The following is a 22559-nucleotide window of genomic DNA, read 5'->3' as shown; positions in this document are numbered from 1 at the left end:
CTGCCTGCGGAATTGGGAAGGGGAAATTGTCGTCACTCGGCGGCCGCCTTGGCCTTGCCGCTGCGTTCGGGCGCGATGCCTTCCAGCGTCGCCATCAGCCGGTTGCGGATCGTATTGATGCGGGCCGGGCTGTCGATCTTCTGGCCGGTGAGGTCGGTGACATAGAAGGTGTCGATGACCTTTTCGCCGAAGGTGGTGATGTGCGCCGAGGCGATGTCGAGCGACAGGTCGGACAAGGTCCCGGTGATCTCCGACAGCAGGCCGGGCCGGTCGAGCCCCTCGACCTCGATGACCGAGAATCGGTTCGACAGCGTGTTGCGGATTTCGGCGCGCGGCGGGATCTTGAACACCTTGGATCCGCGCCTGGGCTTGGTGCGCTTCTCGATCATCTCCGGCAGCCAGCTCTTGCCCGACAGCACGTCCTCGATCAGCCGGCCGACACGCTCGGCGCGCCGGCGCTCATCCTCGTCGCGGTCGAATTCCCTCGAGATCAGGATCGTGTCCAGTGCACGGCCGTCCGAGGTGGTGAAGATCTGCGCGTCGACGATGTTGCCGCCGGCCCCAGCACAGGCACCTGCGATCACCGACAGCAGGCGGGGATGGTCCTGCGCCAGCACGGTGATTTCGGTAACCCCCTCGAATTGGTGGGTCTTGACCATGGTGGCGAGCCTGTTGCCGGCCGCGTCCGCCTCACGGATGAATTCGGCGTGGCGCAGCTGATCCGGCAGGTCGACGGCCAGCAGATAGTTCTCGTAGTGCAGCCCGACATAGCGCTTGCGGTCCTTCTCGGGCCAATCGGCGAGCGCTTCGGCCAGGCGTTCGCGTGACGCGGCCGTGCGCTGGGCACGCGACACTTCCGAGAAGCCGCCGGTCAGAAGCAGCTCGGTCTCATAGTAGAGCGTGCGCAGCAACTGGCCCTTCCAGCCGTTCCACACACCGGGGCCGACGCCCCTGATGTCGCAGACAGTGAGGATCAAAAGCATCTTCAGCCGCTCGACCGACTGCACGATCGCTGCGAAATCCTCGATTGTCTTGCGGTCATTGAGGTCGCGGGTCTGCGCCGTCATCGACATGACGAGGTGGTTCTCGACCAGCCAGGCAACCGTTTCGGTGTCGGCGGGCGACATCCCCATATGCGGGCAGATGCGGCGTGCGATCCGGGCGCCGGCCTCGGAGTGATCCTCCAGCCTGCCCTTGGCGATGTCGTGCAGCAGCACGGCGACATAGAGCGCCTCGCGGCTCTTCCTCAGGCCCGGCATCAGCGAATGCGACAGCGGATGCACCTTCTCGCCGTCGCCACGCTCGATCTCGGCCAGCACGCCGATGCAGCGGATCAGGTGCTCGTCGACCGTATAGTGATGGTACATCGAGAACTGCATCATGGCGACGATCTTGCCGAAATCGGGGATCAGCCTGCCCAGCAGTCCGGCCTCGTTCATGCGCCGCAGATTGAGTTCGGCATTTCGGTCGGAGGTCAATATGTCGAGGAACAGCCGGTTGGCTTCCTCATCGCGACGCAGCGACTTGTTGACCAGGCCAAGCGAGCGGGTCAGCAGCTTCAGCGCATCGGGATGGAACTCCAGCCCGTGCTTGTCGGCGAACCAGAACAGTCTCAGCAGATTGACCGGATCGCGCTCGAACACCTGGTCGTCGGCGATGTTGATACGGTGGTTGTCGACAATGAAATCGGACGTGCCGGCAAGCTTGCGCTTGCGGCGTTGGAAGGTGAGGAAGATGCGGTTGAAGCCCGGCACGTGCTTGGCCTGCTCCTCCTCGAGCGCGGCACAGAAGATGCGGGTAAGGTCGCCGACATCCTTGGCGACCAGGAAGTAGTGCTTCATGAAGCGCTCGACCGCCGACAAGCCGGGATGGGTCGTGTAGCCAAGCCGTTCGGCAATCTCGCGCTGGATGTCGAAATGCAGCCGCTCCTCGGCCTTGCCGGTGAGGAAATGCATGTGACAACGCACCGCCCACAGGAAATCCTCGGCCTTCTGGAACTCGCGGTACTCGGCCTCGGTGAACACGCCCTTGTCGACCAGTTCCTCGCCGGTACGCACCCGGTAGAAATACTTGCCGATCCAGAACAGCGTCTGCAGGTCGCGCAAGCCGCCCTTGCCGTCCTTGACATTGGGTTCGACCAGATAGCGGCTCTCGCCGGCCTTGGCATGGCGCTCGTCGCGTTCGGCGAGCTTGGCCTGGACATATTCCGGCCCGGTGGTGCGCACCACCTCATGGTCGAAGCGCAGCATCAGCTCGTCGTAAAGCTTGCGTTCGCCCCACAGGAATCGCGCTTCCAGGATCGAGGTACGGATGGTTATGTCGGTGCGCGACAGCCTCAGGCACTCATCGATGTTGCGGGTGGCGTGGCCGACCTTTAAGCCCAGATCCCACAGCATGTAGAGCATGTATTCGACGGTCTGTTCGCCCCACGGCGTCTGCTTGTAGGGCAACAGGAACAGAAGATCGATGTCGGATCCCGGCGCCAGCGTGCCGCGGCCGTAGCCGCCGACCGCCACGACGGCCATGCGCTCCGCCGACGACCGGTTCTTCACCCGATAGACATGGTTTGCCGCGAAATCGTAAAGCGTCCGGATCAGCTCATCCATCAGATGCGACAGCCGCTCGGCGCAGGCATTGCCGCCGCCGTCCTCCATCAGCATCGCCTCGGCGATCTTTCGGCCTTCGGCGAGCCGGGCCTTGAGAAGCTGTAGAGCGCCGGCACGGGCGGCCTTTCCGGAACCATCGCCGTCGGTGGCCGTCGTCAGCGCGGTCATCTCGCGGCGCAAGGCTTCGCCGTCGATCAGTTCATTGAGCTTCAGGGAGATTTTCGCCATAGGTACCCGGTTGGCCTTGCCTTTTGGGCGGCGTCTATAGCGTGTTTTCGCGGCGCTGGGTATGGGGCCGGTCGACAGCGCCGCATGTGGGCTGGTCTTGCGCCCCGGGCGCATCGAAAGGGACGATCGTAAATCGCCGCAGCCTGCCGTAGTCGGCGACCCACTCGATGATCCGCCTTGTCTCTTTCCAGACCTTCTCGGCGATCGGCCTTCGTCGTTTCGTGTTAAGCCCGCTTGCGTCCCAGGAGGCCTCCCTTTCCTCGTAAAGCAGGCTTGGAAATCTGTCGCCGACGAACTGATCCTGCACGCAAATCGCGGGAATGAGCTGGTAGATTGTCTTGCCGGTCGCCGTCGGGAACGCCGGATTGAAGACGGCATCATCGGAGACCACGTTGGCCAGTGCTGTGGATTCGAACAGGTTGCGCGCCATCTGCCTCGACAGGATGTAGCCGCCGGTTCCAACGTGGTTCCAGATGAGCCTGGAGAGGAAAAAGCCGCTGCCGACGGCAGTCCTTTTTCGCTGGATCATGGTTTTTCTAAAGAATGTTTCGAGCTTGACGACATCGGCATCCGCTGGAATCCAGCTGATGTCGGCAAGCAGCGCACCGGCTTTTGCCGAAAACACGATGTCGTCCTCGAACACCGCGCCATAGGGAGCGTTATCATGGGCGATGATCGACCAGCAGGCGCGGTGGCTGTGCATGCAGGCCACCTCGGTGGCGGTCAAATGCCGGACGCCGTACAGCGCGTGCTGTGGTTGCAGCATCAGGTCAGGACGGTCACGGGCATCCGTTGCAACGATTCGCTGGAAGGCGATGCCGATGCGGGCAAACTCCGTCGTTATATGGGCAAGTCGGTCAGGTGACCGATCGAGATTGATGACCAGACACTTCATTGTTTTAAAGGAAACGGCACCATTTTTGAATATCGGCACCCTCTAGCACATGCGGTGCTCCGGCGTACGGGCCTTCCGAACGACTGGCCCAGTCTACGGCCGAAAACACGAAAATCCAAATAGCCCTTGACCTTCCAGTTACTGGAAGCACTACCTCCGCATTAGACAGAGGCATAAAGGCATTTTTTCAATGACGCATTCAGATCATGACCACCACGGCGCCCATGGCGGCTGCTGTTCGCCCAAAGGCGCGGTCGTGGATGCGGTTCTGCGCGATCCAGTCTGTGGCATGACAGTGGATCCGGCCACCGGCAAGCCGACAGCAGAGCACGGCGGCAGGCTCTATCATTTTTGCAGCGAAGGCTGCCGCACGAAATTTGTCGCGGAGCCGGAAAAATACCTGACGGCCACCGACCCCGTCTGCGGCATGAGCGTCGACCGCGCCACGGCCAGGCACTTTGTTCGTCATGAAGGGCAGGGCTTCTATTTCTGTTCCGCCGGCTGCAAGGCGAAATTCGAAGCAGCACCGCAAACCTGGCTCGGCGACAGGCCAGCGCCGGTGCCGGCGCCTAAGGGCACGCAATACACCTGCCCGATGCATCCCGAGATCATCCGCGACAAGCCCGGTTCCTGCCCGATCTGTGGCATGGCTCTTGAGCCGATGGGCCTGCCAACAGGCGATGAAGGGCCAAATCCCGAACTGGTCGACTTCACCAGGCGGTTGTGGGTCAGCGCGGCCCTGTCGGTCCCGCTTCTGATCATCGCCATGGCGCCGATGGTCGGCCTGAGCTTCGAAAATCTGGTCAGCGATCGGACAAAGACCTGGGTTGAGTTGGCGTTGGCGAGCCCGGTGGTGCTGTGGGCTGCGTTCCCGTTCTTCCATCGCGGCTGGGAATCGATCCTCAATCGCAGCCCCAATATGTGGACGCTGATCTCACTCGGCGTCGGTGCCGCGTATCTCTACAGCATTATCGCCACCTTCTTCCCCGACATCTTCCCGCACCAGTTCCGCAGCCATGGCGGTGCGGTGCCGGTCTATTTCGAGGCCGCCGCTGTCATTGTCGCCCTGGTCTTCCTCGGCCAGGTGCTGGAATTGCGCGCCCGCGAAAAGACCGGCTCGGCGATCCGCGCCTTGCTCGATCTGGCGCCAAAGACCGCGCGGCGTATCGACGGGGACGGGTCAGAGAGCGATGTGCCGCTGGACAGCGTCAAGGCCGGGGATCGCCTGCGCATTCGGCCCGGCGATGCCGTGCCGGTCGACGGCACCGTGCTCGAAGGCCGCTCTTCCATCGACGAATCGATGATCACGGGCGAGCCGTTGCCGGTCGAAAAGGCCGAGGGCGACGCCCTGACCGGCGGCACGCTCAACAGACAAGGCTCGCTGATCATGCGCGCCGAGCGGATAGGCTCCGAGACCACGCTTGCGCGCATCGCCGAACTCGTCGCCAAGGCACAGCGCTCGCGCGCTCCCATTCAAGGGTTGGCTGACCGCGTTTCCTTCTACTTTGTCCCGGCAGTGGTCCTTGTCGCGATCGCTGCGTTCATTGCCTGGGCAGTCTTTGGCCCGGAGCCCAGCCTGATCTTTGCCATCGTCTCGGCGGTCTCGGTGCTGATCATCGCCTGTCCCTGCGCGCTCGGCCTCGCCACGCCGATGTCGATCATGACCGCCACCGGGCGCGGGGCGCATGCCGGCGTGCTGATCAAGGAAGCCGCTGCGCTCGAACGCTTTGCTTCCGTCGACACGCTGATCATCGACAAGACGGGAACGCTGACCGAGGGCCGGCCGAAACTGACCGATGTTCTCGCGGCAAACGACTTTTCCGAAGACGAATTGCTGGCGCTTGCAGCCGGCCTGGAGAAGGGGTCGGAGCATCCGCTGGCCGAGGCCATCGTCGAAGGCGCCGCCGCGCGCGGTATAGCCGTCGCCGATGCGGGAGATTTCGAGGCAATCACCGGAAAGGGGGTGTCCGGCACGGTCTCTGGAAAAACTGTCGCTCTCGGCAATGCCGCCATGATGGCCGGTCTTGGCATCGAGATATCCGCCATGTCGGCCAAGGTCGAGGCGCTGCAGGTCGAAGGCAAGACGGCAATGTTCGTCGCTGTCGGCGGCAGACTGGCCGGCATCGTCGCCGTCGCCGATCCGGTCAAGGCGACCACCGCCGAGGCGATCCGGGCGCTGCATGACAGCGGCTTGAGGATCATCATGGCGACCGGTGACAATGAGCGCACCGCCAGGGCGATCGCCAAAAGCCTCGGTATCGATGAGGTCCGCGCCGGGCTGCTGCCGGAACAGAAGGCAGCCCTGGTCGAAGAGCTGCGCGCCAAGGGCAAGGCCGTCGCCATGGCCGGCGACGGCGTCAACGACGCACCGGCCTTGGCCAGCGCCGATGTCGGCATCGCCATGGGCACCGGTGCCGATGTCGCCGTCGAAAGCGCCGGCATCACCCTGGTCAAGGGCGACCTCAACGGCATCGTGCGGGCTCGAACGCTGGCCCAGGCAACAATCCGCAACATCCGCCAGAACCTGTTCTTCGCCTTCCTCTACAATGTGCTTGGCGTGCCGGTCGCCGCCGGCGTGCTCTATCCGCTCACCGGCACGCTTTTGTCGCCAATGCTGGCGGCGGCGGCGATGAGCCTATCCTCCGTCTCGGTTATCGCAAACGCATTGCGGCTAAGAACGTTGAAACTCTGATCCAAACCCCCAAATACGAAACCCCAAAAATACAACACCGAAGCAACAGGAGACCATGAATGACCTTGGCTAAAAAACTCGTGCTTTTGCTGATGGCGGCCGGGATGCTGCTCGCCGTCTTCCTCGAAAGCGTCCCGGCGCAGAGCGAAGAGATGAAACATGACATGGCCGGCATGGCGATGGGGGCGCAAAGCCCTGCCACCGTTGGCTACAAGAAGGCGATGGACAAGATGCACAAGGGCATGATGGTCAAATACACCGGCAATGCCGATGCCGACTTTATCAGGGGCATGATCCCGCACCATCAGGGCGCCATCGACATGGCCAAGGTCGAGCTTGCCAATGGCAAGGACCCGGAAATCCGCAAGCTCGCCGAAGGCGTCATCGCCGCGCAGGAAGCCGAGATCAAGCAGATGCAGGATTGGCTCGCAGCCCATCCGGTGAAGTGAGCCTTTTCGCGACGAAGAATCGGGCGAGGATATCTCTGGATTTCCCGCCCGCCCTGTGATGCGATCCGGCCTCAAACGGAGCCTGCCATGCCACCGACCATCAGAACCACCACGCTACCCCAAGGCGAAGCCATTGCGGTGCTCGGCCAGGGCACATGGAAGATGGGCGAGGATTCGCGCCGCCGGGCCGGTGAAGTGAACGCTCTAAAGCTCGGCCTCGACCTTGGCATCACGCTGATCGACACCGCCGAAATGTATGCCAGCGGCGGCGCCGAGGAGGTGGTGGCCGAGGCCATTGCCGGGCATCGCGACGAGACCTTCCTGGTCTCGAAAGTGCTGCCGTCAAACGCTTCCCGCGCCGGTGTGCAGCGCGCCTGCGAAAACAGCCTGAAGCGGCTGCGCACCGACCGCATCGACCTCTATCTCTTGCATTGGCCGGGCAGCGTGCCGCTGTCGGAGACGGTCGGGGCTTTCGAGGCGCTGAAAAAGGCCGGCAAGATCCGTCACTGGGGCGTCAGCAATTTCGACACCGAGGAAATGGAAGAGCTGGTCGGCGTGGCCAATGGCGGCAACGTCCAGACCAACCAGGTGCTCTACAACCTCGTCCGGCGCGGCCTCGAGTTCGATCTCGCACCCTGGAGCCGGCAGCGCGGCATTCCGCTGATGGCCTATTCGCCGGTCGAGCAAGGCGCGCTGGCGCACAACGGCCGGCTCGACGCCGTCGCCTCCCGCCACAATGCCACCCCTGCACAGATCGCTCTCGCCTGGGTGATGCAGCAGGACGGCGTCATCGCCATTCCCAAGGCCAGCAGCCAGGAGCATGTGCGTCAGAATTTTGCCGCGCTCGACATCAAGCTTACGCCGCAGGACCTCGCCGATCTCGACCGCGCGTTCCCGCCACCGACGCGCAAGCGCGGGCTGGAGATGATCTGATTACTTCCCGGCCAGCCCCTTCAGCCGGTACAATGCCTCGAGCGCTTCCCGTGGCGTCATCTCGTCGGGGTTGATGTCGCCGAGCGCAGCACCCAGCGCGTCGTTCTTCACCGGCTTCGCTGCCTCGCGCTTTACCGCCACGGAAAACAGCGGCAGGTCGTCTACCAGACGGTTGGTCTTGCCCGAAACTTCGCCTTCCTCCAACTGGTGCAGTACCTGCTTTGCGCGGTCGACCACGGCTTCCGGCAGGCCGGCCAGTCGCGCCACCTGCACGCCGTAGGAGCGGTCGGCCGCACCCTTGCCGACCTCATGCAGGAAGACGACGTCGTTTTCCCATTCCTTGACCCGCATGGTGACGTTGTGCAGCCGCGCCAGCTTGCCGGCGAGCGAGGTCATTTCGTGGAAATGGGTGGCGAAGATCGCCCGGCAGCGGTTCTTCTCGTGCAGGTATTCCACTGCCGCCCAGGCGATCGACAGGCCGTCGAAAGTGGCGGTGCCGCGGCCGATCTCGTCAAGGATCACCAGCGCCCGTTCGCCGGCCTGGTTGAGGATCGCCGCCGTTTCGACCATCTCGACCATGAAGGTCGAGCGGCCGCGCGCCAGATCGTCGGAGGCACCGACGCGCGAGAACAACCGGTCGACGACGCCGATATGAGCCGATGCCGCCGGCACGAAGGAGCCGGTCTGGGCCAGGATGGCGATCAGGGCATTCTGGCGCAGGAAGGTCGACTTACCACCCATATTGGGGCCGGTCAGCAGCCAGATCGCGCCATTCTTCGCGTTCCCTTCCGGTGACAGGTCGCAATCATTGGCAACGAACGGGCCTTCGCCGGAACGTCGCAGCGCCTGCTCGACCACCGGATGCCGGCCGCCCGAAATCTCGAAGGCGAGGCTGGAATCCACGACAGGCCGGCACCAGGCCTCGCTTTCCGACAGAAGCGCGAGTGCCGCCGACACGTCGATCACGGCCAGCGCATCAGCGCCGGCGCGGATTTTTCCCGCCTCGCCGACGGCTTCCGCCGTCAGCGCATCGAAGGCGGCCAGTTCGATGCTCAGTGCCCGGTCGGCGGCATTGGCGATCTTGGTTTCGAGTTCGGCAAGCTCGGTCGTGGTGAAGCGCATGGCGTTAGCCATGGTCTGGCGATGGATGAAGCGGGCCTTGGCGCCGTCGCTGCCGGTCATGATCGCATGATGGTTGGCGGTCACCTCGATATAATAGCCGAGCACATTGTTGTGCCGGATCTTCAGCGAGCGGATGCCGGTCTCCTCGATCAGCGAGCGCTCCAGCCCGGCGATCACCTTTCGCGATTCGTCGCGCAGTGCCCGCATCTCATCGAGTTCCGGGTGGTAGCCGCCACGCACGAAGCCGCCGTCGCGCTTGAGCAACGGCAGCTCCTCGCCCAGCGCCTGCATCAGATGCCGGGCAAGCGCCTGGGGCAGTGCTTGAACAGCGTCTAGCGATGTCGTCAATTCCTGGGGCAGGGCGGTCGCGGCAAAGATTTCGGCGATCGCGCCGGCGGCCTCGAAACCGGCGCGCAGCGCACCGAGATCGCGCGGGCCGCCGCGGTTGAGCGCCAGTCTCGACAGCGCGCGCGGCATGTCGGCGACGCTTTTCAGGCTCGTCCGCACCGCCTGGCACAGCCGCGTCTCGGAGCGGAAGAACGAAACCGAATCCAGCCGGGCGCTGATGGCAGCCGGGTCGGTCAGCGGCGCCATCAGCCGGTCGGCGAGCAGCCTTGCGCCGCCGCCCGTCACCGTGCGGTCGATCGCCTTGAACAGCGAACCCTCGCGGCTGCCGGACAGTGTGCGCAAGAGCTCGAGATTGCCGCGCGTTGCCGGATCGATGAACAGGGTCGAACCCTGCTCCTCGCGCTCCGGCCGCGACAATGGCGGCCGCTCTGCCTTCTGCGTCTTCTCGACATAGGCGATGGCGCCCGAGATCGCCGACAGTTCGGCGCGCGAAAACGCCCCGAAACTGTCGGGCGTCGCCACGTCGAAGAAGCGCGCGATGCGCCCGGTGGCCGAGGCCGAATCGAACAGGCTCGGCGGCTGTGGGCTGGCGACGCGGCCAAGCACGTCGAACACCGGCTTCAGCTCGGGATCATGAAACACCGGCTCGGCGACGATCAGCTCGCGTGGGTCAACGCGGAAGATGTCGGCCAGCAGCCGGTCGGCGGTGGTCTCGGCAACACGGAACGCCCCGGTCGAGATATCGATCCAGGCAATTGCAAAGCTGTGGTCGGCCCCACCTTTCACCCGCCCCAGCGCCATCAGGAAGCTCGATTCCGACGGCGCCAGCAATTTGTCTTCGGTGATGGTGCCTGGCGTTACCAGCCGCACCACGTCGCGGCGCACCACGGATTTGCCCCCGCGCTTCTTCGCCTCGGCCGGATCCTCGATCTGCTCGCAGACGGCGACGCGGAACCCCTGGCCGATCAGCTTCTGCAGATAGTCGTCGGCCGCATGCACCGGCACGCCGCACATCGGGATATCGTGGCCCTGGTGCTTGCCGCGCTTGGTCAAGACGATACCCAACGCTCGGCTCGCCTTTTCGGCATCGTCGAAGAACAGCTCGTAGAAATCGCCCATGCGGTAGAACAGCAGCGAATCCGGGTTCGCCGCCTTGATCTCGATGAACTGCTCCATCATCGGCGTCACTGCGGCCGAAGCGGTGGGCAATGGCGTCATCGCCTCGGGGGCGTCCGGCTCGTTGGGGATGTGCATGTTCATGCCGACACGCTAGCAGATGTGATGGCAGGGTTTAATGCCGGCGCCTCGAAAAGCAGGGGACGACTGCGTTGCCGCCACCCTCGTTTGATGGGTCACCGGCATTGCAACGATGTGAAGTCGCACCTAATCATCGCTGCGGACAAGGCATTGGCAGATGGACAGGTTTGGCCAGGAAGCATTTGAGGAGATGATCGGCGCAGTCCGTTCGCCCTTCGAACGGCTGGACATCGTACGGCGCGCGGCCAAGGTTCTTGGCAAGGTCCGGCTTTCGGCCGCCAAGCGCATACCTTTCTTGCTTCCGATCCACGGTCCGTTGCGGGATGTCGACGGGGGCATGGTCGTTTCGGGTTATGCGGTCAGCCACGATCCGCTGATACTCTACACGCCGGTCGGCGGCGCCCGCCCGCTCTCCACCGTCGCCGCCATCGGCCGGCGCCTGGCCAAGCGGCGCGCGACCTTGCTGCTGTCGCCGAACTGGACATTGGAGCGGCCGCATGTGGTCGGAAGGATGGGCGCGGATCTAGTCTGGTACCGCGAGCGCTTCCCGCTTCACGAGCTGATTTTCCTCTGCAACACCGAGGAGGAGCGTCGCCTTGTCGCCGCGGCCGGCGGCACCGCGATTGTTTCCAACCACAATCTCATGGTCTCGGAGGAGATATTCCGCCCGTTGCCGGACGTGCCGGTCGTATTCGATGCTGTATATAATGGCCGCATTTCGCACACCAAGCGCCATTATCTCGCGCTCGACATTGAAAGGCTGGTCCATATCACCTTTTCGATCGGCGAGGTGTCACCAGAAGGCGCCCGCGCCTTTATCCGCCGCCTGCAGGCGCAATCACCGCTGCATCACATCGCCAATCCGATCGTCGACGGCATGACCGCCAAGCTGACAACACCCGAAGTCAATCGCGTCTACAATCAGGCCGCCGTCGGCCTTTGCCTGTCGGCCGAGGAGGGGGCGATGTATGCCTCCATGGAATATCTGCTCGCCGGTCTGCCGATCGTTAGCACGCCAAGCCTCGGCGGCCGGGATGTCTTTTTCGACCCGGACTATTGCATGATCGTCGAGCCGGAACCGGCAGCCATCAGGCGCGCTGTCGAGCGGCTCCGTGACCGCGCCATCCCGCGTGAGGAAATCCGCGAGCGCACGCTGGAAAAAGTGCGGGCCGGGCGGCTGGACCTGACGGCCTATCTGTCGACACTGAAGCAGCGCCTGGGCAGCAGCGACCCGCCCTTCTCGCAATGGCCATTTCAGGGTGCTGGAACCTTGATGCGCTGGGCCACACTGCGCGAGCATGCACGTGAGATCGCGGCATTCAAGCCAGCGCAGCATGGTTCCTGACCGAACGTTTCCGCTTTGAAGCAGCTTTGCCGAGCTTGGCGGTTTACACGGGGCGGCGCGTGGTCTTAATTCGGAGCGAAACAAAGCACCCGCTTCAACGAGGTGCTGCACCGGCGAGGAAATCAAAAGCATCATGGCCAGGAAAACCGAAAACAGCGGTCCGTCCGTCAGCGCCCAGGAGGCGCTCGAATTCCACGCCATGGGCCGCCCCGGCAAGCTGGAGGTCGTCGCCACCAAGCCGATGGCGACGCAGCGTGACCTCAGCCTCGCCTATTCGCCGGGTGTCGCGGTGCCGGTTCTGGCAATCGCCGAAGACCCCAGCCGCGCCTTCGACTACACGACGCGGGGCAACATGGTCGCCGTCATTTCCAACGGCACCGCCATTCTTGGCCTCGGCAATCTCGGCGCGCTGGCCTCCAAGCCGGTGATGGAAGGCAAGGCGGTGCTGTTCAAGCGCTTCGCCGATGTCGATTCCATCGACCTTGAGGTCGACACCGAGGACGCCGATGAGTTCATCAACTGCGTGCGCTTCCTCGGGCCCTCCTTCGGCGGCATCAACCTCGAGGACATCAAGGCGCCGGAGTGCTTCATCATCGAGCAACGCCTGCGCGAACTGATGGACATACCGGTCTTCCACGACGACCAGCACGGCACCGCCATTATCTCGGCCGCCGGCCTGATCAACGCGCTGGAAATCACCGGCCGCGACATGAAGACCACCAAAATGGTCTGCAATGGCGCCGGTGCCGCCGGCATCGCCTGTATCGAGTTGATGAAGGCGATGGGCTTTGCGCCCGAAAACATCATCCTGTGCGACACCAAGGGCGTGGTCTTCCAGGGCCGCACCGAAGGCATGAACCAGTGGAAGTCGGCGCATGCCGCCAAGACCGATGCGCGCAGCCTTGCCGAGGCGCTCGATGGTGCCGACGTTTTTCTCGGCCTCTCGGCCAAGGGCGCGTTGACCACCGCCATGGTGCAATCGATGGCCAAGAACCCGATCATCTTCGCCATGGCCAATCCCGATCCGGAAATCACGCCGGAGGAAGTGGCCGAGATCCGCACCGACGCCATCATGGCGACTGGCCGTTCGGATTACCCGAACCAGGTCAACAACGTGCTCGGCTTCCCCTACATCTTCCGCGGTGCGCTGGATGTCAGGGCCACCACCATCAATGACGACATGAAGATTGCCGCCGCCCAGGCGCTGGCCGCACTGGCGCGCCAGGACGTGCCCGACGACGTTGCCGCCGCCTACCAGGGCAACCGGCCGAAATTCGGCCCCAACTACATCATCCCGGTGCCGTTCGATCCGCGCCTGATCTCGGCCATTCCGCTTGCGGTGGCCAAGGCGGCAATGGATTCGGGCGTTGCCCGCAAGCCAATCCTCGACCTCGACCGTTACGCCCAAGAGCTCTCGGCCCGCCGCGACCCGATCGCCTCCACCTTGCAACGCATATACGACCGCGTGCGCCGCCAGCCCAAGCGCATCGTCTTCGCCGAGGGCGAGGAGGAGCAGGTGATGCGCGCCGCCGTCTCCTACGTGAACCAGCGGCTCGGCACCGCCATCCTGCTTGGCCGCGACGATGTCATCAAGGAAAACGCCAAGCACGCCGGCATAGACCTCAACAAGCAAGGCATCGAGATCATCAATGCCAGGCTGTCGCGCCGCAACGGCATCTACACCGATTATCTCTACGAGCGCATGCAGCGCAAAGGCTTCCTGTTTCGCGACTGCCAGCGCCTGATCAACAACGACCGCAACCATTTTGCCGCCTGCATGGTGGCGCTGGGCGATGCCGACGGCATCGTCACCGGCGTCACCCGCAACTATTCGACAGCGCTGGACGACATCCGCCGCGTCATCGACGCCAAGCCGGGCCACCGCGTCATCGGCGTTTCGATCGTGTTGGCGCGGGGCAAGACAGTGCTGGTCGCCGACACCGCTGTGCACGACATGCCGAACGCCGAGCAGATCGCCGACATCGCCGAGGAGGCGGCAGGCTTTGCCCGCCGCATGGGCTATGAGCCGCGGCTCGCCATGCTCGCCTATTCCACCTTCGGGCATCCGCAGGGCGAACGCTCCGAGCGCGTCCAGGAAGCCGTGCGCATCCTCGACAAGCGCCGCGTCGACTTCGAATATGACGGCGAAATGGCCGCCGACGTGGCGCTCAACGCGCGCGCCATGGCGCAGTACCCGTTCATAAGGCTGACGGGCCCGGCCAATGTGCTGATCATGCCAGCCTTCCACTCGGCCTCGATCTCGACCAAGATGCTGCAGGAACTCGGCGGCTCGACAGTCATCGGCCCGCTGCTGGTCGGCCTGAACAAGCCGGTGCAGATCGTGTCGCTGAACGCCAAGGACAGCGATATCGTCAACATGGCGGCGATCGCGGCGTATACGGCGGGGACGTGAGTAGCGGTCTACGCAAGGGACGAAAAGCCAACGATTCCGGCTTTCGAACGAGGCGGCCTTCAAACCGCCACCGGCCCCCCATAACATCTTGATAAGATTCAGCTGATATAGGGAAGCTCTTGCCGCATGCCGTAACGGCATCCACGGCGCGCTCAGACCGCCAAATGGGGGTGCGGCCATGAAGCATGACGGCGTTTCTGTATCCGTGGCCGGCGAGCGAGCCTACCACGACGAGCGATTGGATGCTTTGCTCAGCATCCCGGGCGCATGGACGGTTATCTCTACCGTTGCCGCAACGACGCGTCCTACACCATGCTCTATATCAGCGACGGCATTTTCACCGTCAGCGGCTATCGGCCGAGCGATTTCATTCACAACGCCGTACGAGACTATGTCTCGGCAATCCACCCGGATGATTTGCCGTCGGTCTATGCCGCCGTCGACGCCGCGCTCGAGGCGCGCTGCAACTGGAACGTCGACTACCGCATCGTGCCGCAGGTCGGCGAACCACTCTGGGTCCGTGAGATCGGCGGCGGTGTCTGGGACGAGGCCGGCGAACTCGAATTCCTGGAAGGCTTCGTCGTCGACATCAGCGACCGCAAGGTGGTCGAGGACCTCAACGCCCAGCTGCTTCTGGACCTGAAGACCGCCAATGAGGAACTGTCGGCGCAAAAGCGCGAAATCGAGGTTGCCAAGCAGCAGAGCGATCACTCGGCCAACCACGATGCCTTGACCGACCTGCCCAACCGGCGTGCCTTCCACAACGAGCTCAAATCGGTGGTTGCGCGCTGTGGCGCCACCGGCGAGGCGGCTGGGCTTCTGTTCATCGACCTCGACCGGTTCAAGGAAGTCAACGATACGCTCGGCCACGAGGCCGGCGATGCGCTGCTGCAGCGCGTGTCGGGCCAGCTTCGCTCGATCCTGCGCAGCGCCGATTTCGTTGCCCGGCTTGGCGGCGACGAGTTCGCCTTCCTGTTCTCGGCCGACACCGATCTGGCACAGCTGAAGGCCGTGCGTGTCGCTGAACGCATCCTGGAAAGGTTGCGGATAAAGGTTCCGACGCCCAATGGCGCCATCCAGGTCGGCTGCACTGTTGGCGTGGCCATATATCCGGCGGAGGCTGCGGACTCCGAAGCGCTGATCGCGCTCGCCGACCTGCTGATGTACATCGGCAAAAAAAGCGGTCGCAATCGCCTGGTCACCGCCAGCGAAATGACGCCGCAACAACCATCGTCCGGGCCTCACCTTCGCAAGACCGCGTAGAGCTATCGGTACGAATTTAACGTCGACTCCGATATCCGACAGTGCCGGCTTCAGCCCGGCGCGAACACCCTTGCCGCTTCCACAACGTCGTCGACCTGATCCTCGCGCAGCAGGTCGATCGGAATGCGGCCGTCGAGTTGCACCGCAGGCCGAGTCAGCCACAGCCAGGCGAGCCTCGGATTGCCGATCAGGGACAGCACGTCGCTTATGCCCGCCACTGGCCTGCCGTCGACGAACTGCGCCAACGGGAAGACGTGTTTGCGGCCACCCTTGCGCAAGGCGATGACGTTGTTTCGCCTTTGCCAGCGATGCAGGGTCGAGCGGGCAATGTGCAAATTCTCTTCCAGATAGGTCGAGCCGGCGACGCGGCCGGCCCAGTCCTCGATCAACATCGATTCGAGGTCGTCGGATGGCGAGGGAGGCGTCTCATTGGCCAGCAATGCTGTCGGTGGATTTCCGGCGGTGCCGGCTTCGCTGCGGCGCGCGGCTTCCGCCGCCAGCGCGCGCACGAATTTCGAGGCAAGGCCGGGAAGGTCGGCATGGATGGCGTCGATGGCGCGCTGATGCTTCGGCGACAGCAAGGTTACGGCCGAAGCTATGCCGGCGGCGATCTTGCCGAGCGATACCACCGTGGATTGGTTTATAGCCTCGTCATGGCGGGCAAGTGCGCGCTCGACGTCCTCGGCGACCATCTCCGCGAAGTCGTCCTGTCCGAGACCGGTTGTCTGAAATCTGCTCATGCATCTGTCTTCTGGCCGCGCGCGCTCCTCCCTCGGCTGCGGCCTGTTGCGGAATTTCTAGCGCGGAAAACGGAAATCGCGGCGCGAACGAATACATCCGCCCGACAGCTTGCTGTCTTGCATCTTTCAACACCCCATCTGACTGCGAGCGCCCCGAAATGTCAGTCACGGGACGCTCTCGTTTTCGTGTAGGAGCGATATATGACAATCACGCGACATTGAAGTTGCCGATCTCCCCCCTCGTGGGGGAGATGCCCGGCAGGGCAGAGGGGGGCGCGAAGGATCGCTGCGTAGCAATGCTTGCGCCGTGCCCCACGCTCTCGGCGGGCGTCGCGCCCTGTGAAGTAAACATTGGAAATGCCGGTGGGACAGCGCCCCCCTCTGGCCTGCCGGCGTTCGTCGTTCGGAAAGCCAAGCAATTGGCTTTCCGCCCGCTTCGCGGACCACTCCTCACCCCCCACAAGGGGCCGATCGGCAGTCGTCCCTACAGCAAGCCCGCCAGTTCGGCTTCGCGGCGCAAATTCTGCCTTGGCCTTGGGCCGATCTGCTGAATCACCAGGCCGGCCGCCAGTGAGCCAAGATCACCGCAGGTCTTGAGGTCGCGGCCTTGCGTGTAGCCGTGCAGGAAACCGGCGGCGTAGAGGTCGCCGGCGCCCGTGGTGTCGACCAGTTCCCTGATGGTGGTGGCCTGGATGACCACGGTCTCGTCGCCGCGCACGATGACCGAGCCTTTTTCCGAGCGGGTGACGGCGGCGATCCTGCAGTCCTTGCGGATCTTGGCCAGCGCCTCGTCAAACGACGATGTCTGGTAGAGCGACTTGATCTCGTGGCTGTTGGCAAAGACGATGTCGACGGTGCCCGAGCGCATCAGCTCGAGGAACTCGTCGCGGTAGCGGTCGACGCAGAAAGAATCCGACAATGTCATCGACACTTCGCGGCCTGCCGCGTGCGCCAGCTTCGCCGTCTGCCGGATCGCCTCCTTGGCGCGCGGCGGATCCCACAGATAGCCTTCGAAATAGGTGACCTTGGCGCCCGATGCCTTGTCGGCCTCGACATCCTCGGGGCCGAGCTCGACGCAGGCGCCGAGATAGGTGTTCATCGAGCGTTCGCCATCAGGGGTGACGAAGATCATCGAGCGCGCCGTCGGCGGCTCGCCCGTGAGCGGTTTGGTGTCGAAGGCAACGCCCTGGGCATGGATGTCATGCGCGTAGATTTCGCCCAGCGCATCATTGGAAACCTTGCCGAAGAAGGCGGCGCGGCCGCCAAGGGAGGCGACGCCGGCGGCCGTGTTGCCGGCGCTGCCGCCTGAAGCCTCGATCGCCGGGCCCATGCGGCTGTAGAGCAGTTCGGCACGCTGGGTGTCGATGAGATTCATCGCGCCCTTGATGATGCCGTTGGTCACGAGGAAGTCCTCGTCGCACTGGGCGATGATGTCGACAATGGCATTGCCGATGCAAAGCACGTCATAATCCGACATCAATGTCTCCACCAAAAACCCAGAGCAATTCCAGCAAAAGTGCTTAGCGGTTTTCCCACAGGAATTGCGTACAAAGAGAGAGCCGGCTTCCTGCCACGCCCGCGCGGGTCTACAGCATGACCCTGAAAATTTGCAACCGATTTTCTGTCGTTGCGGGTGTGTCTGCGATGACCCGTGCGCATAAAAACCAGGTGCTACGACAATTCGACCGTGGACGAAGCATTTCCTCGTGGCGTTGCCTACAACTCAGGCTTGACCGATCACAACCCGAAGGCGGCAAGCCCATGTCTGCAAAAAACGATACCACCACCGACCTGGCGTTGCTCGGCGTGCTGGCGGTGTTGTGGGGCGCCTCCTACACCTTCATCAAGATCGGCGTCGAGACGATCCCGCCGGTCACTTTCATTGCCGCCCGCACCTTGATCGCCGGCGGCATCTTGTTTGCCATCATTCGCTGGCGCGGGCTTGCCATGCCGCGCGATGCGGCCACCTGGCGCCGCTTCGCTTTCCAGGCCTGCCTCAACAGCGTGATCCCGTTCACGCTGATCGCTGCCGCCGAGCGCTCGGTCGATGCAGGCCTCGCCACCATCCTCAATTCCACCTCGCCGATCTTCACCTTCGTCTTCACCGCGCTCATCACCCGCCATGAGCCGGTGACGGTGCGCAAACTGATCGGTGTCGGCGCCGGCATTGCCGGCATCTGCCTTATCGTCGGCACCGAGGCGCTGGGTGGTCTCGGTCACGAATTGTGGGCGCAGGTCGCCATCGTCGTGGCAACAATCAGTTACGCCGCTGCCGCGATCTTCGGCCGTGGCTTCAAGGGCCTCGATCCGATGCTGCCGGCCGCGGGCTCGATGCTGTGCGGTGCCGTCATACTGGTGCCGCTCAGCCTGGTCGTCGACCAGCCCTGGACGCTCACACCGTCCATGGCGTCGATCCTGGCCCTGCTCGGCCTGTCGGTGTTCTCGACGGCGCTGGCCTTCGTCATCTATTTCCGCCTCATCCACACGCTGGGTTCTGTCGGCACGACGTCGCAGGCCTATCTGCGCGTGCCGATCGGCGTCGGCATTGGAGCCATCTTCCTCGGTGAAAGCCTGGGGCCAGCTGTATGGCTGGGTATGGCCTTTGTCGTGGTCGGCGTCGCGGCCATGACCATCCCTGTTGGAAAGCCAGCTTTCGCTCGGTAGCGATACGCGCTTGTGCTCGCGACCTACGCTGCCTATCTCGGGAGCGTCCCGCGTCCGGCGGTGTCCGCTGATTTAGGGGGTTGAAGCACGGTGATTTTTGACGCTGCCCGCAATGCGGCCCTCGAGCTGCTTTCGCCGCCGTTTCGCGCCGTGTTCATCAAGACGCTTGGCCTGACCGTGCTGGCGCTGGTCGCCCTGTGGTTCGGCCTGACCGGCTTTGTCGAGTGGCTGGCGCTGCCGTGGCTCCAGGCATTGTTGCCGGGCATGCCGTCCTGGGCCGGCTGGCTCGGCGGCATCATCGCGGCCATAGCGCTCGCCTTCGGCATGGCGTTGCTCATCGCGCCGGTGACGGCGGTGATCGCCGGCCTGTTCCTCGACGATGTCGCCGAAGTGGTCGAGCGCACCGACTATCCCGGCGACCCGGCCGGACGCGCCATGCCGGCGCTGCGCTCGCTGGTGCTGGCGATAAAATTCTTCGGCGTTGTCATCTTCGGCAACATCGTGGCGCTTCTGCTTCTGCTGGTGCCGGGCGTCAACATCGCCGCCTTCTTCATCGTCAATGGCTATCTGCTCGGGCGCGAATTCTTCGAATTCGCCGCCATGCGCTTTCGCCCCGAGGAAGAGGCCAGGGCGCTGCGCAGGCAGTATGCCGGCAAGGTGTTTCTCGCCGGGCTGGTCATCGCGGCCTTCCTCGCCGTGCCGCTGCTCAATCTGGTGACGCCGCTCTTCGCCGCCGCCATGATGGTGCATCTGCATAAGGTGATTTCGGCGCGGGAGCGCCCTTCGCGGGCTTGAACCCGGTTCAGCGCAATAGGAAGCCGCGCCCCAGTTCGTCGTCTGGTTCGACGATGAATTCCGCCCGCCCGGAATAATAGGCGCGGCCGCCGACGCGGGCGATGATCGCCTCGTGCGGGCCGGCCTGCGCGGTCCGCACCACCGCGCCGGAAAAGCGCGAGCCGGCGATACTCTCGAAGGTACGCGTCTGCTCGATACCGATCTCGCCCTTGGCATGCATGGCAGCCAGCCTGGCGGTGACGCCGGAGCCGGTCGGCGAGCGGTCGACCTCGGCCTCGGCGAAGACGCAGATGTTTTTGGTCACCTCGTTGGACAAGGCATCGTTTCCGTCGGTGAGGATGGTGCCGTAAAGGAAGGCAAGATCCGCATGATCGGGATGCGAGAGGCGGAAATCCGCTTTCAGCCTGTCCGTCAAGGCCGTCGCCGCATCGACAAAATCGCGCACGCGGCTGCGGCCGAATTCCAGGCCGAACTGGTGGCAATCGGCCAGCGCGTAGAAGGCGCCGCCGTAGGCGACATCAAAGCCGACCTTGCCATACCCTGTCAGCTCGATCTGTTGGTCGCGGGCAAACAGGAAGGCCGGCACGCTCTCGAACGACACCGCGCCGGCCTTGCCGTCCCTGACCTCGACCGAGGCGATCACTAGACCGCATGGCGCCTCGATGTTGACGATCGTGACAGGTTCCTGTGCCGCTACCAGCCCTTCATCGATGGCATAGCGGCCGAGCGCGACGATGGCGTGGCCGCACATGGTCGAATAGCCCTCATTGTGCATGAACAGCACGGCAAGGTCGGCGCCGGGCAGGTCCGGCTCGACCAGCAAGGCGCCATACATGTCGTAATGGCCGCGCGGCTCGAACATCAGGATTCTTCTGAGATGATCGAGATGGTCGCGCACATAGGCGCGCTTTTCCAGGATGGTGCCCTTCGGGATGGCGGGATAGCCTGATGTGACGATCCTGAGCGGCTCCCCGCCCGTATGCATGTCGACGACGGTCAGCGTCATGATACAGGCTTGCTGTACAGCGCCTGCAACTTGCTGAACGGCATGGCGGCGCGGGTGAAGCCGAACGTGCCGTCCTGCTGGATCTCGCGCGCCGCCGTTTCCAGCATGCCGTAGGCGAAATTGGTCAGCCACGGCCCGAGCGAAATGCGCTTGACGCCGGCCATGGCGAGATCGGCGATGGTGAAGCCGGGTTTTGCCATGACATTGACCGGCTTGCTGACCGCCGAGCAGACCGTGCGGATCGTCTCGACGTCACCTATACCCGGCGCATAGAGCACGTCGGCCCCGGCTTTTTCGAAGGCCTGCAAGCGCTTGATGGTGTCGTCGAGGTCGGACTTGCCCCACAGAAAATTCTCGGCCCGCGCGGTGAACACGAAATCGCGCTTCAGCGCGCGTGCGGCTTCTACGGCCGCGGCAACGCGCTCGACCGCATGCGCAAAATCATAGATCGGCTTGTCGGGATCGCCGGTGTGGTCCTCGATCGAACAACCGGCAAGGCCGGCCGCCTCCGCCGCGAAGATGGTCTCGGCGGCCTGCTCGGCGCTGTCGCCCTTGCCCTTTTCGAGATCGGCCGAAACCGGCAGGCTGGTCGCCGCCGTCACCTCGCGGCAATGATGGATCATCTGCTCGAAGGTCACCGCGCCATCCGGCAGACCGCGCGAAAAGGCAAAGCCGGCGCTGGTCGTCGCCAGCGCCTTGAAGCCGAAGGAGCCGAGCAGCTTGGTCGTGCCCGGATCCCAGGGATTGGGCATGACGAAGGTCGATGCATGCAGGTCGCGAAAGATCTTGCCCTTGTCCATGGTAGTTCCCCCATCATGTGCGGCGTGATGACGCGAATTTTAGCTTGCCCGCCTTGCTCGAGCAAACGAATGCCGTTGGCTCAGAAGCGTTTGGCGTTCTCTGCTGACAAACGCTCGAACGCTTTGGAATCCTTGATGTAGCGCGACCGTTTCTTGTTCCAGTGATAGGTGACGGCGATCTGGTGAGACGCCACCTTTGGCGGTGCCTCATCGCAGCTATCACCGGTCGGTCCCGTGGCGTCTGTCACTGTCACCCTGATCGCGGCATAGCGTCGGCCCTCTGCGATGGCTCTGAAGGCAATGTCCTGCGTCCGGCTGAAGGCACATACGTGTTCATCGAGCATGTAGATCATGTCGATCAGCTTGAGCTTGTCGTTGGCGAGCATGATCAGCGACGCGATCATATAGTTCTGGTTCGAATTGGAATGTGAACTCTCGACCGTGAGGATGTCATCGTTGGGGCCGACGGCGAGTTTGCCCGGTTTCTGGAAATAGGTGCTGCGATCTACAGCGACATTGGCCGCATCGAGCAGCTTTGGCTTGGCGGTGACGTCATAGAGCGCCAGCACCGCATAGCCCTCGGCGCTGTCGGAAGAGTCGCCGAGGTCGAAAAGGACCGCCAGCCGGTCCTTGCCGCCAGACTTGATGGAGAGCACCTCGGCGTTCGAAAGGTTCGATGCTTCGGGTGGGGATCCGCCGCTATCGGCTCCTTCGATATGGCGCATTTCGATCGGCAACCCGCCCTGATAGACGCCACCCTTGTCTACCGTCAGATCGGGGATGACCATCTTGGCCAGGTCGAGATAGGTCACGTCGGTCCGGCCAGGCAGCGTGCTACCGAGTTCGGGAAAACCAAGGGCCTGTGCGCCGGCCATGACCGTTAGAAACGGCAGCAGCGCGAGGGCGAGGCTGAAGTGGGAGAGACGCGGCATTGGCATGTGTGGCTCGATCTGACGGGCGCGCAAAGCTACCACAGCACCCCAAACCGTCCAGCCCGCTATCT

16 protein-coding genes are annotated in these 22559 nt (G+C 63.6%); 8 read left to right on the top strand and 8 right to left on the bottom strand.

The features are described from left to right. Window positions 1–32: 32 nt before the first annotated feature. Window positions 33–2834 (bottom strand): [protein-PII] uridylyltransferase, encoded by a 2802-nt coding sequence (locus ACZYHG_RS03235; protein ID WP_464612512.1) that lies wholly within the window; start codon window positions 2832–2834, stop codon window positions 33–35. A 34-nt stretch (window positions 2835–2868) separates the two neighbouring features. Next, on the bottom strand, window positions 2869–3729 hold the full coding sequence (locus tag ACZYHG_RS03230) for a glycosyltransferase family 25 protein (protein ID WP_464612511.1): 861 nt from the start codon (window positions 3727–3729) through the stop codon (window positions 2869–2871). 190 nt (window positions 3730–3919) lie between these two features. Here ACZYHG_RS03230 and ACZYHG_RS03225 point away from each other — a divergent pair, with 190 nt between their 5' ends. From ACZYHG_RS03225 to ACZYHG_RS03215, 3 genes are all read left to right on the top strand, one after another. Continuing rightward, window positions 3920–6421, top strand: coding sequence for a heavy metal translocating P-type ATPase (locus tag ACZYHG_RS03225; protein ID WP_464612510.1), 2502 nt, complete (start codon window positions 3920–3922; stop codon window positions 6419–6421). A gap of 59 nt (window positions 6422–6480) precedes the next feature. After that, a complete protein-coding gene (gene copM, locus ACZYHG_RS03220) occupies window positions 6481–6870 on the top strand; it encodes a CopM family metallochaperone (protein ID WP_464612509.1) in 390 nt (129 codons plus the stop codon). An 87-nt stretch (window positions 6871–6957) separates the two neighbouring features. After that, window positions 6958–7803: an aldo/keto reductase gene (locus ACZYHG_RS03215; protein WP_464612508.1), complete on the top strand. Its 846-nt coding sequence runs from the start codon at window positions 6958–6960 to the stop codon at window positions 7801–7803. Here the strand turns inward: ACZYHG_RS03215 and mutS are convergent, their stop codons facing one another. Then, a complete protein-coding gene (gene mutS, locus ACZYHG_RS03210) occupies window positions 7804–10533 on the bottom strand; it encodes a DNA mismatch repair protein MutS (protein WP_464612507.1) in 2730 nt (909 codons plus the stop codon). Window positions 10534–10720: 187 nt separating this feature from the next. On the opposite strand from mutS, the gene ACZYHG_RS03205 reads away from it, so the two are divergent. From ACZYHG_RS03205 to ACZYHG_RS03195, 3 genes are all read left to right on the top strand, one after another. Next, complete coding sequence (locus ACZYHG_RS03205) at window positions 10721–11875, top strand: glycosyltransferase (protein WP_464612506.1); 1155 nt, start codon at window positions 10721–10723, stop codon at window positions 11873–11875. A 133-nt stretch (window positions 11876–12008) separates the two neighbouring features. Then, a complete protein-coding gene (locus ACZYHG_RS03200) occupies window positions 12009–14288 on the top strand; it encodes an NADP-dependent malic enzyme (protein ID WP_464612505.1) in 2280 nt (759 codons plus the stop codon). A 267-nt stretch (window positions 14289–14555) separates the two neighbouring features. Continuing rightward, entirely contained in the window at window positions 14556–15551 is a 996-nt protein-coding gene (locus ACZYHG_RS03195) for a sensor domain-containing diguanylate cyclase (RefSeq protein ID WP_464612504.1), read from the top strand. Window positions 15552–15601: 50 nt separating this feature from the next. Here ACZYHG_RS03195 and ACZYHG_RS03190 read toward each other — a convergent pair whose 3' ends face one another. Together ACZYHG_RS03190 and ACZYHG_RS03185 are read right to left on the bottom strand one after the other, a co-directional pair. Then, the gene (locus ACZYHG_RS03190) at window positions 15602–16291 is read right to left on the bottom strand and encodes an antitoxin Xre/MbcA/ParS-like domain-containing protein (protein WP_464612503.1); all 690 of its coding nucleotides are present in this window, start codon (window positions 16289–16291) and stop codon (window positions 15602–15604) included. A 484-nt stretch (window positions 16292–16775) separates the two neighbouring features. Then, window positions 16776–17768, bottom strand: coding sequence for an adenosine kinase (locus ACZYHG_RS03185; protein ID WP_464612502.1), 993 nt, complete (start codon window positions 17766–17768; stop codon window positions 16776–16778). Between the two features lie 284 nt (window positions 17769–18052). Here ACZYHG_RS03185 and ACZYHG_RS03180 point away from each other — a divergent pair, with 284 nt between their 5' ends. Together ACZYHG_RS03180 and ACZYHG_RS03175 are read left to right on the top strand one after the other, a co-directional pair. After that, the gene (locus tag ACZYHG_RS03180; RefSeq protein ID WP_464612501.1) at window positions 18053–18955 is read left to right on the top strand and encodes a DMT family transporter; all 903 of its coding nucleotides are present in this window, start codon (window positions 18053–18055) and stop codon (window positions 18953–18955) included. 90 nt (window positions 18956–19045) lie between these two features. Further along, window positions 19046–19750, top strand: coding sequence for a sulfate transporter family protein (locus tag ACZYHG_RS03175; RefSeq protein ID WP_464612500.1), 705 nt, complete (start codon window positions 19046–19048; stop codon window positions 19748–19750). 7 nt (window positions 19751–19757) lie between these two features. Here the strand turns inward: ACZYHG_RS03175 and ACZYHG_RS03170 are convergent, their stop codons facing one another. The 3 genes from ACZYHG_RS03170 to ACZYHG_RS03160 form a co-directional block, all read right to left on the bottom strand. Further along, window positions 19758–20756 (bottom strand): proline racemase family protein, encoded by a 999-nt coding sequence (locus ACZYHG_RS03170; RefSeq protein ID WP_464612499.1) that lies wholly within the window; start codon window positions 20754–20756, stop codon window positions 19758–19760. Continuing rightward, on the bottom strand, window positions 20753–21556 hold the full coding sequence (locus ACZYHG_RS03165; RefSeq protein ID WP_464612498.1) for an isocitrate lyase/PEP mutase family protein: 804 nt from the start codon (window positions 21554–21556) through the stop codon (window positions 20753–20755). Before ACZYHG_RS03165 ends, ACZYHG_RS03170 begins: the two co-directional genes overlap by 4 nt. Window positions 21557–21636: 80 nt before the next feature. Beyond that, on the bottom strand, window positions 21637–22494 hold the full coding sequence (locus ACZYHG_RS03160; protein ID WP_464612497.1) for a hypothetical protein: 858 nt from the start codon (window positions 22492–22494) through the stop codon (window positions 21637–21639). Window positions 22495–22559 lie beyond the last annotated feature (65 nt).

It is taken from the genome of Mesorhizobium subarcticum, from assembly GCF_055456085.1.
The sequence above is the reverse complement of the archived record's forward strand: the minus strand, read 5'-3'. Positions and strand labels throughout refer to the sequence as shown.

Bases quoted from the DNA above. Each gene is read 5' to 3' on its own strand.
- ACZYHG_RS03190 (WP_464612503.1), bottom strand. From the start codon at position 16,291: ATGAGCAGATTTCAGACAACCGGTCTCGGACAGGACGACTTCGCGGAG.
- ACZYHG_RS03230 (WP_464612511.1), bottom strand. From the start codon at position 3,729: ATGAAGTGTCTGGTCATCAATCTCGATCGGTCACCTGACCGACTTGCC.
- ACZYHG_RS03235 (WP_464612512.1), bottom strand. From the start codon at position 2,834: ATGGCGAAAATCTCCCTGAAGCTCAATGAACTGATCGACGGCGAAGCC.
- ACZYHG_RS03200 (WP_464612505.1), top strand. From the start codon at position 12,009: ATGGCCAGGAAAACCGAAAACAGCGGTCCGTCCGTCAGCGCCCAGGAG.
- copM (WP_464612509.1), top strand. From the start codon at position 6,481: ATGACCTTGGCTAAAAAACTCGTGCTTTTGCTGATGGCGGCCGGGATG.
- ACZYHG_RS03165 (WP_464612498.1), bottom strand. From the start codon at position 21,556: ATGGACAAGGGCAAGATCTTTCGCGACCTGCATGCATCGACCTTCGTC.
- ACZYHG_RS03180 (WP_464612501.1), top strand. From the start codon at position 18,053: ATGTCTGCAAAAAACGATACCACCACCGACCTGGCGTTGCTCGGCGTG.
- ACZYHG_RS03195 (WP_464612504.1), top strand. From the start codon at position 14,556: ATGGACGGTTATCTCTACCGTTGCCGCAACGACGCGTCCTACACCATG.
- ACZYHG_RS03170 (WP_464612499.1), bottom strand. From the start codon at position 20,756: ATGACGCTGACCGTCGTCGACATGCATACGGGCGGGGAGCCGCTCAGG.
- ACZYHG_RS03215 (WP_464612508.1), top strand. From the start codon at position 6,958: ATGCCACCGACCATCAGAACCACCACGCTACCCCAAGGCGAAGCCATT.
- ACZYHG_RS03205 (WP_464612506.1), top strand. From the start codon at position 10,721: ATGATCGGCGCAGTCCGTTCGCCCTTCGAACGGCTGGACATCGTACGG.
- ACZYHG_RS03160 (WP_464612497.1), bottom strand. From the start codon at position 22,494: ATGCCAATGCCGCGTCTCTCCCACTTCAGCCTCGCCCTCGCGCTGCTG.
- mutS (WP_464612507.1), bottom strand. From the start codon at position 10,533: ATGAACATGCACATCCCCAACGAGCCGGACGCCCCCGAGGCGATGACG.
- ACZYHG_RS03185 (WP_464612502.1), bottom strand. From the start codon at position 17,768: ATGTCGGATTATGACGTGCTTTGCATCGGCAATGCCATTGTCGACATC.
- ACZYHG_RS03225 (WP_464612510.1), top strand. From the start codon at position 3,920: ATGACGCATTCAGATCATGACCACCACGGCGCCCATGGCGGCTGCTGT.